Here is a 14,090-nt window from a genome sequence, read left to right on the forward strand (position 1 = left end):
TTCTGTAAACGCCACACGTCGGCGACTTGATCACGAATTCCCGAGGGTCTTAAACCAGCCAATGGCTGAAACCCCCTTGAACCATTCGTGAAGTTTCCGAAAGAATTCGCCTTGCATTCGTTGCGTTCGCTGAGGACGACTCAGACGCACACGACACGGGGGACATCGAGGGTCTCTGACCAGGACCCGATCCAGTCGCGTTACCCGTGGTCCGCATGGGATCCATGCGGATCGCGCCGTGCTGCCCTGCGCCATTTTCACGCGACCACTCGACGCACACCCGCATCATTTCGAACTCGAATCCCACCCTTTCCCAATCTTCCGGAATTCCGCCCTGCCCTGAACAGCGGAGCGAATTCCTTCGTACTCCTTCTCGGGGAATTCGTATGCCTGTTCCGTATCCGTTGACACGCACACCACCGCCGCCACAGTCACCGCCGGACGGCGCGCACGCCGCCGCGCCGCGGATCGTCGGGGTCGACACCGCCCGCGGCCTCGCGCTGCTCGGGATGTTCTCCGTACACGTGTACGGCGCCTTCGCGTCGGACGGTTCGCCCACCCCGGCCTGGATGTTCGCGGGCGGCCGCTCGGCGGCCACGTTCGCGCTGCTGGCCGGGGTGGGCCTGGCGTTCACCACCGGCGGGCGCCGGCCGGTCGTGGGGCGCCCGCAGTACGCGGCGGTCGCCGCCCGGGCGGCGCTGATCGGGCTCACCGGGCTCCTGCTGGGCTATGCCTCGCGGGCCGCGGACCTCGGCGTGGACGTGATCCTCGCGTTCTACGCCCTGCTGTTCTTGTTGTCGGTCCCCTTACTGCGCCTGCGCCCCCGCACCCTGGCGGCGCTCTCCCTCACCCTGGCCCTGGCCGGTCCCGTCGCCGTGCACCTCCTGCGCGGTGTGCTGCCCGAACCGGCCTTCGAGGGCGATCCCGTTTTCACCGACCTGTTCACCGATCCGCTCGGGCTGCTCTCGTTCCTGCTGGTGCACGGCAACTACCCGGTGCTCGCATGGATGACGTATCTGTGCGCGGGACTCGCCGTAGGCCGGCTGGACCTGACGTCCGTACGGATCGCACGACGGCTGCTCCTGGGCGGGCTGGCACTGGCGGCCGGCGCCTGGCTCACCGCCACCGCCTGGCTCACCCGATTCGACGGCCTGTGGCACCTGTGGCGGGCCGAGTTCCCGGACACGCCCTGGCGTGAGGCGCGGCCCGAAGTGCTGTGGGACACCGGCGACGACGCCACGTGGTGGTCGCTCATCTCCCGCGCCCCGCACTCGACCTCACCGTTCGACCTGCTCCAGACCCTCGGTTCGGCGTGCGCCCTGGTCGGCGCCGCCCTGCTGCTGACCCGGCTCACCCCCACCCGCCGGCTGCTCGGTCCCCTCACCGCGGCGGGCACCATGCCGCTCACCCTCTACTGCGCCCACGTCCTGCTCCTCGCCACGGGCGCCCTCGGCGACTCCCCCGACCTCCTCTACGGCCTGCTCGCCCTCGGCTCCCTGCTCTTCGCCGTCTGCTGGCGGCGCGTGGTGGGCCGCGGACCGCTGGAAGCGGGCATCGCGGTGATCGCCGGAAAGGCGCGCCAAGTTACCCGGCCGTCGGCGGAACCGCAGAGCTCACAAAGCTCGTAAAGCATGTAAAACCAGTAAGGAGCACACGTGGTGGGAAAAACCGACACCGTCACCGAGAGCGTCCTCGCGGAGGTGCTGGCCGGGGTGGTACGCAAGGAACACATACCGGTCGACAGCCACTTCTTCGACGATCTCGGCGCCAACTCCCTGGTCATGGCCCACTTCTGTGCCCGCGTCAGGAAGCGGGACGACCTCCCGTCGGTCTCGATGAAGGACGTCTACGGTCATCCCACCATCCGCCGCCTGGCCGCGGCCCTCGACACCGCACCGGCCGCCGCGCCGACCGCGGAGATCGCGGTCCCGACGACTCCGCTCGGCTCCACCCCGCGCTATCTCCTGTGCGGCACGCTCCAGTTGCTCGTCTTCGCCGCCTACTGTCTGCTCGCCGGACTGGTGTTGGGCAAGGGCTACGAGTGGATCTCCGCCACCGACGCCGTGGTCTCGGTCTACCTGCGGTCGCTGGTCTTCGGCGCCGCGGTGTTCGCCGGCGCGTGCGTGCTGCCGGTGGTCGCGAAGTGGCTGCTGGTGGGCCGCTGGAAGGAGACGGAGTTCCCGGTCTGGAGCCTGGCCTACGTCCGCTTCTGGACCGTCAAGGCGCTGCTGCACGCCAACCCGCTGATCCTGTTCACCGGCAGCCCGCTGTACGTGCTGTACCTGCGGGCGCTGGGCGCGCGCATCGGCAAGGGCGTGACGATCCTGTCCCACTCGGTGCCGGTCTGCACCGACCTGCTGACGGTCGGCGCCGGCTCGGTGATCCGCAAGGACTCGTACGTCCTCTGTTACCGCGCGGAGGCCGGCCGCATCCGCACCGGTCGGGTGACCCTCGGCAGCGACGTGTACATCGGCGAGAAGACCGTCCTGGAGATCAGCACGACGATGGGCGACGGCGCCCAACTCGGCCACTCCTCCGCCCTGTACGGCGGCGCCGCGGTCCCGGCGGGCGAGCACTGGCACGGTTCCCCGGCCGTCCGCACGGACGTCGACTACGTCCGCGTACCCCCGGCCCGCTGCACCACCCTGCGCCGCACCCTGTTCGGGCTCGGCGGTCTGCTACAGACGCTGTTCGTGTACGTCCCGCTCGCGGTCGGAGGCTCGTATCTGCTGCTCACCCTGGTGCCCGCCCTGGACACCCTGCTCGACCCGACCAGCCAGCAGCTGGACTCGGCCGAGTTCTACAGCGAGGCACTGGGTCTGTCCGTCGGCCTGTTCGTGGGCTCCCTCGTCGTCGGCCTCGCCGCCGTGTCCCTGATCCCGCGCCTGCTGAAGCCGTTCCTGCGCCCGGACCGCGTCTATCCGCTCTACGGCTTCCACTACTCGGTGCAGCGCGCGATCGCCCGCATGACCAACATCAAGTTCTTCAAGTGGCTGTGCGGTGACAGCTCGTACATCGTCCATTACCTGCGGGCCATCGGCTACGACCTCTCGCACGTGGAGCAGACCGGCTCCAACTTCGGTACGGAGGTGTCGCACGAGACGCCGTACCTGGCGACCGTGGGCAGCGGCACGATGGTCGCGGACGGTCTGTCGATCGTGAACGCCGACTTCTCCGCGACCTCCTTCCGGGTCAGCCGGGCGACGATCGGACCGCACAACTTCCTCGGCAACAACATCGCCTACCCCAGCGGCGGCCGCACCGGCGACAACTGCCTGCTGGCGACCAAGGTGATGGTCCCGCTGGACGGCGAACTCCGCGAGGGCGTGGGCCTGTTGGGCTCGCCCTCCTTCGAGATCCCGCGTTCGGTGGAGCGGGATTCCCGCTTCGACCACCTGCGCGAGGGGCCCGAGCTGGCGCGCCGGCTGGCCGCGAAGAACCGCTACAACCTGCGCTCCATGGGCCTGTTCCTGTTCGTGCGCTGGCTGCACTGGTTCGCGATGACGGTCCTCGGCTTCGCCGCCGTCGACCTCTACGGCGCCGGCGGTGCGCTCGGCGGGCTGCTGATCGGCGCCTCGCTCGTGGTGGGCCTGGTGTTCAGCACCGGCTACTACGTGCTGGTGGAGCGGCTGATCGGGCGGTTCCGGGCGTTGGAGCCGACGCTGTGCTCGATCTACGACCCGTGGTTCTGGTGGCAGGAGCGCCTGTGGAAGGTGCCGGACAACCACCTGGTCGTCTTCAACGGGACGCCGTTCAAGAGCTTCGTCTGGCGGCTGCTGGGCGTCCGCATGGGCCGTCGGGTCTTCGACGACGGCGCCTACATCACCGAGCGCACGCTGACCGCGATCGGCGACGACTGCACGCTCGCCGCGCACACCAAGGTGCAGGCCCATTCCCAGGAGGACGGCACCTACAAGTCCGAGCGCATCACCATCGGCGCCGGCTGCACGCTCGGCACCGGCGCGCTGGTGCACTACGGCGTCTCGATGGGCGACGGCGCCCTGCTGGCACCCGACTCCTTCCTGATGAAGGGCGAGGAGATGCCGGCGGGCGCGGCCTGGGGCGGGAATCCGGCGGTGCCCGTGACGGCGGCGCCGGTGACAGGGGGGTCCGCGCGAGCGGTGCCTGTGAACGGGGCGTCCCGCAACGGGGTGCCCGCCAAGGGGGGAAAGACATGAGGGAACCGATCCCGCACTGGACGCTGGCTCCGGTGCCGGGCACGGCGGAGTACGAGGTCCCGCTGCCGCCGGGACAGCCGATCGGGCCGAGGGCGCTCGCGTCCGCGCACGCCAAGGTGCTGGCCGCGCTGACCGGTGAGCCGGGCGCCGAGGACCACGACCTGGACGTGAGCGTCGCGGACGGCGTACTGCGGCTGCGCTACCGCACCGACGTCCTGGACGCCGAGGCCGCCGCGCGGGTCGCCGGCTACCACCTGACCGCGCTCGCCGAACCCGACCGGCCCACGCTGCTGTCGGAGAAGGAACTCCGGTTCCAGCTCGACGAGTTGGCGGGACCCGTCCGGGAACTGCCGGACCGGCGGGTGCACGAGCTGTTCGAGGAGCGGGTCGCCGCCCACCCGGACGCCGTCGCCGCCGTGCAGGGCGACCGGCAGTGGACGTACCGGGAGCTCAACTCCCGGGCCAACCAAGTCGGTCGGGCGCTGCTCGCCCGTGGTCTGGAGCGCGAGGGCGTGGTCGCCGTCGTGATGGAGCGCAACCTGGACTGGCTCGCGTCGGTCTTGGCCGTCCTGAAGGCGGGCGGGGTGTATCTGCCGGTCGAGCCGCACTTCCCGGCCGACCGCATCGCCCGCACTCTCGGCCGGGCCGGCTGCGGCCTCGTCCTCACCGAGCGGGGCAGCGACACCAACCTGGCGGCGCTGGACCGGCTGTTCGTGGAGACGGCGTACGCGGAGGACCACGCCGACGGTGATCTGGGCGTGCCCGTCACCGCGGACCAGGCCGCGTACATCTACTTCACCTCCGGCTCCACGGGCGAGCCCAAGGGTGCGATGTGCGAGCACGCCGGGTTCGTCAACCACGTCCTGGCCAAGATCGAGGACCTGGGCTTCGAGGGCGGGGGCACGGTCGCGCAGACGGCACCGCAGTGCTTCGACATCTCCCTGTGGCAGCTGGTCTCGGCGCTGCTGGTCGGCGGGCGCACGCTGCTGGTCGGGCAGGACACGATCCTCGACGTGTCGGCCTTCGTGGACACGATCGCGCGCGGCCGGGTGAACGTGGTGCAGATCGTGCCGTCGTATCTGGAGGCCGTGCTCGCGGAGTTGGAGCAGCGACCGCGCGAACTGCCGGACCTGCGCTGTGTGTCGGTCACCGGCGAGGCGGTCAAGCAGGAGCTGGTGCAGCGCTGGTTCACCGCGATGCCCGGCATCCGGCTCGTCAACGCCTATGGCCTGACGGAGACTTCGGACGACACCAACCACGAGGTCATGCACGAGGTGCCGGCCGGGGACCGGGTGCCGCTGGGGCGACCGATCCGCAATGTGCGGGTGTACGTCGTCGACGAGGACCTGGTGCCCGTACCGCTGGGCGCGCCCGGCGAGATCGTCTTCTCCGGGGTCTGCGTCGGGCGCGGCTACGTCAACGACCCCGAGCGCACCCGGGCCGCCTTCACCGAGGACCCCTACCGGCCCGGCGAGCGGCTGTACCGCAGCGGCGACCACGGGCGCTGGCGGCCCGACGGGAAGCTGGAGTTCCTCGGCCGGCGCGACAGCCAGGTGAAGATCCGCGGCTTCCGCGTGGAACTCGGCGAGGTCGAGAACGCGCTGCTGCGGGTGCCCGGCGTGCGGGACGGCGCGGTGGTGGTCGTGGGCGGGGTGCGCCTGGTCGCGTTCTGCACCGGGCCGTACCCGGTGGACGCCGAGAAGGTACGGGAGGTACTGGGGGCCTCGCTCCCGGCCTACATGGTCCCGTCCCTCGTGCACTGGCGGGAGACGCTGCCGCTGACCGCCAACGGCAAGACCGACCGCAAGTCGCTGACCGCGCTCGCCGCGGACCTCGACGACTCCGGGTCCGGCACCCCGGGCACGCCCGGTGAGCGGCGGCTGGCCGCGGCCTGGGCCGAGGTGCTGGGCATCCCGGAGCAGCGGATCGGCCGCCGGGACCACTTCTTCGACCGCGGCGGCACCTCGATGTCCGCCGTGAAGCTCGCGATCGTCCTGGACCGGGCGATCACCCTCAAGGACGTCACCCGTCACCCGGTCCTCGCGGACCTGGCCGGGCTGCTCGACCAGCACCACTGAAAGGGACAACCCGCAATGTCGTACACGTCTCAAGCCACGCTTCCGGGCCTGGAACTCGCGCCCGGCGCTCCACCGCTGCTGCACGCCAAGTCCGATCTCCACCCCGCCAATTGGGTCGCCGCCCACCGGGACGCGCTGCACGCCGTCCTCCTTGAGCACGGCTGTGTGCTGGTGCGCGGGCTGGGGCTCGCCGACCCCGACGCGACCGAGGCCGTCGCGCGCCGGCTGGCCGACCGGCTGATGTCCGACCGGGAGCCCTTCGCGCCCCGGCGCGGCTACGCGGACGGCGTGTACTCGTCGACCAAGTGGCCGCCGAACCAGCAGATGTGCATGCACCACGAGGTCAGCTACGGCCTGGAGTTCCCCGGCCTGCTGCTGTTCGCCTGTCTGGAGGCGCCCGAGTCCGGCGGCGCGACCGCGGTCGCCGACGCGTCGGCGGTGCTGCGGGACCTGCCCGCCGCGCTGGTCGAGCGGTTCGAGCGGGAGGGCTGGCTGCTGACCCGCTCGTACAACGACGAGATCGGGGCCTCGGTCCAGGAGGCCTTCGGCACCGACGACCGCGGCGCGATCGAGCGCTACTGCCGGGCCCAGGGCATCGAGTTCGCCTGGCAGGGCGACGGCTCGCTGCGCACCCGGCAGCGGCGCGGTGCGGTGCTGCGCCATCCGGTGAGCGGGCGGCGCAGCTGGTTCAACCAGATCGCCTTCCTCAGCGAGTGGACCATGGAACCCGAAGTGCGCGAATACCTGGTGGACGAGTACGGGTCCGACGGGCTGCCGTTCAACACCCGCTTCGGCGACGGCGATCCGATCGGCGAGGACGTGGTGCGGGAGATCAACGAGGTCTACGCGGCGCACACCGTGCGCGAGCCGTGGCGCTCGGGGGATCTGCTGCTGGTGGACAACCTCCGTACCGCGCACGGGCGGGAGCCGTTCGACGGGCCGCGCGAGGTGCTGGTCGCGTTCGGGAACCCGGTGGGGCGCGCCGAGTGCGAGGTGAGCGCCGGATGAGCACGGCCGCACCGGACTTCGCCGTCATCTCAGGCGAGCAGGTCCAACAGGCGTTGAGCGGACGGGAGTCCGAGATCGGCGAACTCGTGGAGGCCGTGTACCGGCTGCACGGGGAGGGCGACTCGGTGAACCCGCCGTCGTACTTCCTGCGCTTCCCGGACCGTCCCTCGTCCCGGATCATCGCGCTGCCCGCCTCGCTGGGCGGGCCGTTGCCGGTGGACGGGCTGAAGTGGATCTCCAGTTTTCCGGAGAACACCAAGTCGGGGCTGCCGCGGGCGTCGGCGGTGCTGATCCTGAACGACCCCGAGACGGGCTATCCGTTCGCCTGTCTGGAGAGTTCGGTGATCAGCGCGACGCGGACGGCGTCCTCGGCGGCGCTGGCCGCGGACCGGCTGAGCCGGACGCGGACGCGTCCGACGCGGGTCGGTTTCATCGGCACGGGGCTCATCGCGCGCTATGTGCACACTCATCTCACCGGCACCGGCTGGGAGTTCGAGGAGACCGGTGTGCACGACCTGAACGCCGACAGCGCGGCGGGGTTCAGCGGCTACCTCGAACGGTCGGGAGCCGGGGGCCGGATCACCGTGCACGACGACCCGGAGTCCCTGATCCGCTCCTCGGACCTGGTGGTCTTCGCGACCGTCGCGTCCGCGCCGTACATCCACGACCCGTCCTGGTTCGCCCACCATCCGCTGGTGCTGCATGTGTCGCTGCGGGACCTCGACCCGAAGATCCTGCTCGACTCGGCGAACTTCGTCGACGATGTCGAGCACTGTCTGAAGGCCGAGACGTCCCCGCACCTGGCCGAACAGCTCACCGGCGGGCGGGAGTTCCTGGACGGGACGCTGAACGACGTACTGACCGGGCGGGCCACCGTCCCGGGTGACCGGACGGTGGTGTTCTCGCCGTTCGGACTGGGGGTGCTCGACCTCGCGGTCGGCAGGTACGTCCATGACGAAGTGGCCCGAAGGGGCGGGCTGCACGTCGTCGACGGGTTCTTCCACGAGCTGCGCCGGTACGGCTGACGGCCACGCACGTGGCGCATGAGGAGGGGGGCGTCATGCCCGTAATTTCTGAACCTGCACAGTTCAACGAGGACGAGCTCTATGTCGACCTGCGGGCGGCGCTGGGGCTGCCGCTCTACCTGAAGTGCGAGGGATTCAACTTCGCCGGCTCCGTCAAGCTGAAGGCGGCGACCGAGATGGTCGACGCCGCCGAGCGGCAGGGCCTGTTGCGGCCCGGCTCGGTGCTCGTCGAGTCGTCGTCCGGGAACCTGGGGGTCGCCCTGAGCGTGATCGCCGCGAGCCGGGGCCACCGGTTCCTGTGCGTGACCGACTCGCGCTGCAACCTGCCGACGATCCGGCTGATGGAGGCGCTCGGCACCCGGGTGCACGTCATCAGGGAACCGGACGTGCACGGGGGGTTCCTGGGCGCGCGGATCGCGTACGTACGGGCGCTGTGCGCGTCCGACGACCGGTACGTGTGGCTCAACCAGTACACCAACCAGGGCAATTGGCGGGCACACTTCCGCACCACCGCGCCCGCTATCGCCCGCCGCTTCCCGGACCTGGACGTCCTGTTCGTCGGGGCCGGCACGACCGGGACCCTGATGGGCTGCGCCCGCTGGTTCTGGCAGTGGCGGCGCCGGGTGCACATCGTCGCCGTCGACAGCGTCGGCTCGGTCAGTTTCGGCGGCCCGGCGGGCCCGCGGATGATCCCCGGACTCGGCACCAGCGTCCCGCCGCCCATGCTCGACGAGACCTACGTCAACGACGTGGTCCGCGTCGAGGAGACCGACACCGTGCTCGCCTGCCGTCGACTCGCCGCCCGCGGCTTCCTGTTCGGCGGTTCGACGGGCACGGTCGTCAGCGGCGCCGGCCAGTGGCTGGCCCGCAACGGCCGCGCCGGCCTCACCTCGGTGGCCATCGCCCCCGACCTCGGCGAACGCTACCTCGACACCGTCTACCACGAGGACTGGCAGATCCCGGCGCCGGAGACGGCCGAGACGCTCGACACGGAGGAGGCGGTGGCGATGGCCCACCCGGCCTGACCGGGAGACGAGCACGGGCCCGGCCGGTGCGTCCGTGCGGGTCCGTGCGGGGTAGGTTCGCGGGCATGGCACGTACCACCCACACCGTGACCAACCAGTCCCCGCCTCTGACCGGGTACGACGTCTACTCCGCCGACCGCGTCCTGACGGAGGCGGTCGAGCGGCATCTCGATCCGGAGCTGTCCGAGGAGGCCGGTGACGAACTGGCCGCCCTCGGGCGGGCGGCCGGGTCGACGCAGGTGCAGGAGTGGGGGGTTCAGGCCGACGAGAACACGCCGCGGCTGCGTACGCACGACCGGCACGGGCATCGGATCGACGAGGTGGAGTTCCATCCGGCCTGGCACCGGCTGCTCGGCAAGGGCGTCGCGGCGGGGCTGACGGCCGCCTGGAACCGGCCCGGCGGCCACGTCCGCCGGGCCGCCGCGTTCCTGGTGTGGACGCAGGTCGAGGCCGGCAACTGCTGCCCCCTGTCGATGACTCACGCGGCGGTGCCCGCCCTGCGCACCGACCCGGAACTGGCCGCGGAGTGGGAGCCGCGGCTGACGTCGACCATCTACGACCGCGAGCTGCGCCCCGCCCACCTGAAAGCCGGGGCGCTGTTCGGGATGGGGATGACGGAGAAGCAGGGTGGGAGCGATGTGCGGGCGAACACCACTGCCGCACGGCCGCTCGACGAGGACGGGACCTACGAGCTGACCGGGCACAAGTGGTTCTGCTCGGCGCCCATGTCGGACGGTTTCCTGGTGCTCGCCCAGGCTCCGGGCGGGCTGACCTGCTTCCTGGTGCCGCGCGTGCTGGCGGACGGCACCCGCAACGTGTTCCTGCTCCAGCGGCTCAAGGACAAGCTGGGCAACCGGTCGAACGCTTCGGGCGAGGTCGAGTTCGACGGGACCTGGGCGCGGAGGGTCGGTGCGGAGGGGCAGGGGGTGCGCACGATCATCGACATGGTGACGGCGACCCGGCTGGACTGCGTGATCGGGTCGGCAGGGCTGATGCGGCAGGCCGTCGCGCAGGCGGTCCATCACTGCGGCCACCGCGAGGTGTTCGGCGCCAAGCTCGTCGACCAGCCGCTGATGCGCAATGTGCTGGCCGACCTCGCGCTGGAGTCCGAGGCGGCCACCACCCTCGCCCTGCGGCTCGCGGCGGCCTACGACGACGGGGGCGAGCAGGAACGGGCGCTGCTGCGGATCGCGGTGCCGGCCGCCAAGTACTGGGTGACCAAACGGTGTTCGCCGGTCGCGGTCGAAGCGGCAGAGTGTCTGGGCGGCAACGGCTATGTCGAGGAGTCCGGACTGCCCCGGCTGGTGCGCGAGTCGCCGCTCAACTCGGTGTGGGAGGGGGCGGGCAACGTCCAGGCGCTGGACGTGCTGCGGGCGCTGCGCCGGGAGCCGGCCGCGCTGGACGCGTACCTCCAGGAGGTCGGCCGGGCGCGCGGCGCGGACCACCGGCTGGACGGCGCGATCAAGGGCGTGCTGACCGAACTCGCCGATCTGCAGGGCATCGAGGGGCGGGCGCGACGGCTGGTGGAGCGGCTCGCACTGGTGCTGCAGGGGTCACTGCTGGTCCGGTTCGCGCCATCCGAGGTCGCGGACGCCTTCTGCGCCGCACGGTTGGGCCATGACGGGGGCGCGACCTTCGGGACACTGCCGTCCACGCTCGACCTCGCGTCGGTGGTGGAACGGGCCCGGCCACGGCCCTGACCTGCACGGAGGGCCGGACGCGGGGGTGGTGCTGCGCCGACACGGCACCACCCCCGCCCAGTGGCCCGTAGACAGGCCTGGCACGCCGCTCGGGACGGCGTTGCTCAAGTTTCAACCAGGGTTTGGCAGTTCACCAGGGTTGCAGAGGGTTGCAACTTGCTGCTTTCTGTGGCTGGACCGTGCACGTCCTTGGGACGGGAACGACACTATGAGACGGTCAGTCAACGGACTGCCGGCTCCGTGGCCGAATCGCGACGGTGTCCCGGCGGTTCCGACCCCTTCTCCCTGGAGGTCCCGTGGCGCTCTCGCCGACGGACGTCACCCAGCTCGCCGCGGTCGACACCACGCGCGCGGCGCGTGTGCTCAGCGAGGTCCGCTCCGCCACACTCGCCGGGCAGCGCGCGCCCGTCGCGCCGCGACCGGTGATCGAGCAGTCCTGGGGGCGCACCCTGCGCAGCGGTGTCGATCCCGAACGCGACCTGCGGGCCGGGGTGCTCTCCGCCGACGAGGTGCGGCGCCGGCGGGAGTCGTCGGAGCTGCGCCATGTGCTGCCGGTGCTGCGGGAGGGGCTGTTGTCGGTCGCGGACGTCGCCCACCACATCATGGTGGTGGCGGGCCCGGACGGCCGGGTGCTGTGGCGGGAGGGCAGCACACCGGTGCTGCGCCGGGCCGACGGACTGGGCTTCGAGGTCGGCGCCGACTGGCGCGAGGAGGTCGTCGGCACCAACGGCGTGGGCACCCCGGCGGTGGTGCGCCGGCCCGTACAGGTCTTCGCCTCCGAGCACTTCGTGCGCTCGCTGGCCACCTGGACCTGTACCGGCGCCCCCATCACCGACCCGCGCGACGGGCGGCTGCTGGGGGTCGTGGACGTCAGCGGACCGCTGGAGACGATGCACCCGGCCACACTCGCCTGGGTCGACTCGGTGGCCAAGCTCGCCGAGGCCCGGCTGCGCGAACTGCATCTCACGTCGCTGGAGCGGCTGCGCGCGGTGGCGGCCCCGGTGCTGGCCCGGCTGTCGGGGCGGGCCCTGGTGGTGGACCGGGACGGCTGGACCGCAGCGGTGACCGGACTGCCGGCCCCCACCCGGATCACGCTGCCCAAGTCCCTGGCGCCGGGCCGCCGATGGCTGCCGCCGCTGGGGCCGTGCTCGGTGGAGCCGCTGGCCGGCGGCTGGCTGATCAGGGCGTCCGACGAACCGACGCCGCGCCGCGCCACCCGGATCGTGCTGGATCTGACCCGCCCGCGCCGCTGGACGGTGACGGTGACGGAGTGCGCGGGGTCATGGAGCCGCGAACTGAGTCCCCGGCACGCCGAGTTGCTCTATCTGCTGGCGCTGCACCGCGCCGGGCGCAGTGCGGCGGGCCTGGCCGAGGACGTGTTCGGCGACGCGGGCCGCACGGTGACCGTGCGGGCCGAGATGTCACGGGTACGCCGGTATCTCGGGGGCCTGTTGGAGCATCGCCCGTACCGGTTCCGCGAGCAGGCCGAGGTCGAGGTGCTCGTCCCCGACGACCCGCTGGACCTGCTGCCGTACTCGACGGCCCCCGCGCTGACGGCGGGACGGACTCCGACGGGGACCCACTGAATACACCCGCGAATATGCCCGTTCCGTCACCGTGCGTGCCCGAGCGACGGCATCTTCCGCATATTTGCAGGGTCTTCGTCCCCCGTGACCCTCGCCTGCCGTAGCATCCCCCTACGGGCCACCCCACCTGCTCCTTGGTCAACGCTCGGACCAACAGCCGCAGTTGGCTCGCCTCGGGAGGTTCGATGAAGCAACGCGGCAGACACCGCAGGCAAAGGCGCGGCCAGGCGGTGCGCGGCTTCCTCGCCGGGACCGCGCTCGCCCTCACCGCGGCCGCCACCATGATCAGCGCTTCACAGGCCACCGTCAGTGACAGCCCCGGCGGCCTGAAGCCGCTGGCCACCGACGCCAAGGGAGCCGACCTCGGGCTGCAGGAACACCTGGTCCCGCAGGGCACCCTCGACCGCCTCTCCGCCGCCATGGGCAAGCCGGTCGGCGTCCGCGCGGTCCTCGACGACAGCGACCGCACCCTGCGCGAGGCGGCCGACTGCACCACCTCCGAGCGCGGCGCCCTGCCCGTCGAACCGGCGGCCACGCGCGCGTACTGCTGGGACAGCGCCGACACCGACGGCTGGCAGGCCGGTGCGGTCACCACCTCAGGGGACGCGGACGACGACGGCCGCTGGGGCGGGGACCGGGTGATCCTGTCCGGCTGGAGCCACGACACCGCGCGGGGCAAGGGCTCCGGCATCGCCCGGGTCGCCTTCGTGAACGCCGACGATCCCGCGCATCTGACGTACACCTGGGCGGTCCTCGTGGTCCCGGTGGACGGCGGACGCGACTACCGAGGGCTGCCCTCCGCGGTCTCCGGCATGGTCTGGTACCAGGGCAAGCTGCTGGTCACCACCGCCACCGGCCTCTACGCGTACGACATGCGCCGCGTGCAGCGGGCCACCGTCGACAGCCGCAAGGTCGGCAAGGTGCGGGGCGGCTGGGCGGCGTACGGCTACAGGTACGTACTGCCGGCGGTCGGCTCGTACACGCTGGGCAGCGGGTCGCCCCGTCCCACGGCGATCTCCCTGGACCGCAGCACCGTGCCGGACAGTCTGGTCGCGAGCGAGCGGGTGCCCGCGGACGACGATCTGCGCACCCGGCTGTGGCGCTACGCGTTCAGCTCGGACCCGGCGCGGGCCGGGCTGCTGGCCACGGACTCGGCCGGGCACGCGGTCGCGGACGCGGCCTACGAGACGAAGGTGACCGACGTCGCGGGCGTCCTCTCGCACGGCTCGACCTGGTACCTGGACCGTGCGGCGGGCACCGCGGGCGACCACGGCACGCTCTGGCGGCAGGACGCGGACGAGGCGAAGACCACCGAGTGCGGCTCGGACGCCTCGCACCAGTGCTGGAGCGGCAGAGGGGGTTCCCTCTCCTACTGGGCGGAGACCGGCGAGGTCTGGTCCCAGTCCGGCCGGATGCTGTACGCGCTGCCGCTGTCCTCGATCGACAAATCCGCCGGCCGGTAATCGACAAGTCTCCGGGCCGGATGATTC

The 14,090-nt window shown here is 71.6% G+C and carries 9 protein-coding genes; all 9 read left to right on the top strand.

What is annotated here, in order from left to right; all coding sequences use genetic code 11:
* Positions 1-386: 386 nt before the first annotated feature.
* The gene (locus tag ACIQI8_RS07695) at positions 387-1,628 is read left to right on the top strand and encodes a heparan-alpha-glucosaminide N-acetyltransferase domain-containing protein (protein WP_402345926.1); all 1,242 of its coding nucleotides are present in this window, start codon (positions 387-389) and stop codon (positions 1,626-1,628) included.
* Between the two features lie 30 nt (positions 1,629-1,658).
* Positions 1,659-4,178 (top strand): Pls/PosA family non-ribosomal peptide synthetase, encoded by a 2,520-nt coding sequence (locus ACIQI8_RS07700; protein WP_402345928.1) that lies wholly within the window; start codon positions 1,659-1,661, stop codon positions 4,176-4,178.
* Entirely contained in the window at positions 4,175-6,256 is a 2,082-nt protein-coding gene (locus ACIQI8_RS07705) for an amino acid adenylation domain-containing protein (RefSeq protein WP_402345930.1), read from the top strand. Before ACIQI8_RS07700 ends, ACIQI8_RS07705 begins: the two co-directional genes overlap by 4 nt.
* 15 nt (positions 6,257-6,271) lie before the next feature.
* Positions 6,272-7,264 carry a TauD/TfdA family dioxygenase gene (locus tag ACIQI8_RS07710; RefSeq protein WP_402345932.1) on the top strand — a complete coding sequence of 331 codons (993 nt, stop codon included), beginning with the start codon at positions 6,272-6,274 and terminating at the stop codon, positions 7,262-7,264.
* On the top strand, positions 7,261-8,289 hold the full coding sequence (gene sbnB / locus ACIQI8_RS07715; protein WP_402345933.1) for a 2,3-diaminopropionate biosynthesis protein SbnB: 1,029 nt from the start codon (positions 7,261-7,263) through the stop codon (positions 8,287-8,289). Before ACIQI8_RS07710 ends, sbnB begins: the two co-directional genes overlap by 4 nt.
* A 35-nt stretch (positions 8,290-8,324) precedes the next feature.
* Positions 8,325-9,314, top strand: a complete 990-nt coding sequence (gene sbnA, locus ACIQI8_RS07720; RefSeq protein ID WP_402345935.1) for a 2,3-diaminopropionate biosynthesis protein SbnA — start codon at positions 8,325-8,327, stop codon at positions 9,312-9,314.
* 65 nt (positions 9,315-9,379) lie between these two features.
* Positions 9,380-11,014, top strand: a complete 1,635-nt coding sequence (locus tag ACIQI8_RS07725; protein WP_402345937.1) for an acyl-CoA dehydrogenase family protein — start codon at positions 9,380-9,382, stop codon at positions 11,012-11,014.
* 296 nt (positions 11,015-11,310) lie between these two features.
* The gene (locus ACIQI8_RS07730) at positions 11,311-12,600 is read left to right on the top strand and encodes a GAF domain-containing protein (RefSeq protein ID WP_402345939.1); all 1,290 of its coding nucleotides are present in this window, start codon (positions 11,311-11,313) and stop codon (positions 12,598-12,600) included.
* Positions 12,601-12,785: 185 nt separating this feature from the next.
* Complete coding sequence (locus ACIQI8_RS07735) at positions 12,786-14,063, top strand: hypothetical protein (protein ID WP_402345941.1); 1,278 nt, start codon at positions 12,786-12,788, stop codon at positions 14,061-14,063.
* Positions 14,064-14,090 lie beyond the last annotated feature (27 nt).

This window comes from Streptomyces sp. NPDC092369 (genome assembly GCF_044755245.1).
In the GTDB taxonomy this organism is placed as follows: domain Bacteria; phylum Actinomycetota; class Actinomycetes; order Streptomycetales; family Streptomycetaceae; genus Streptomyces.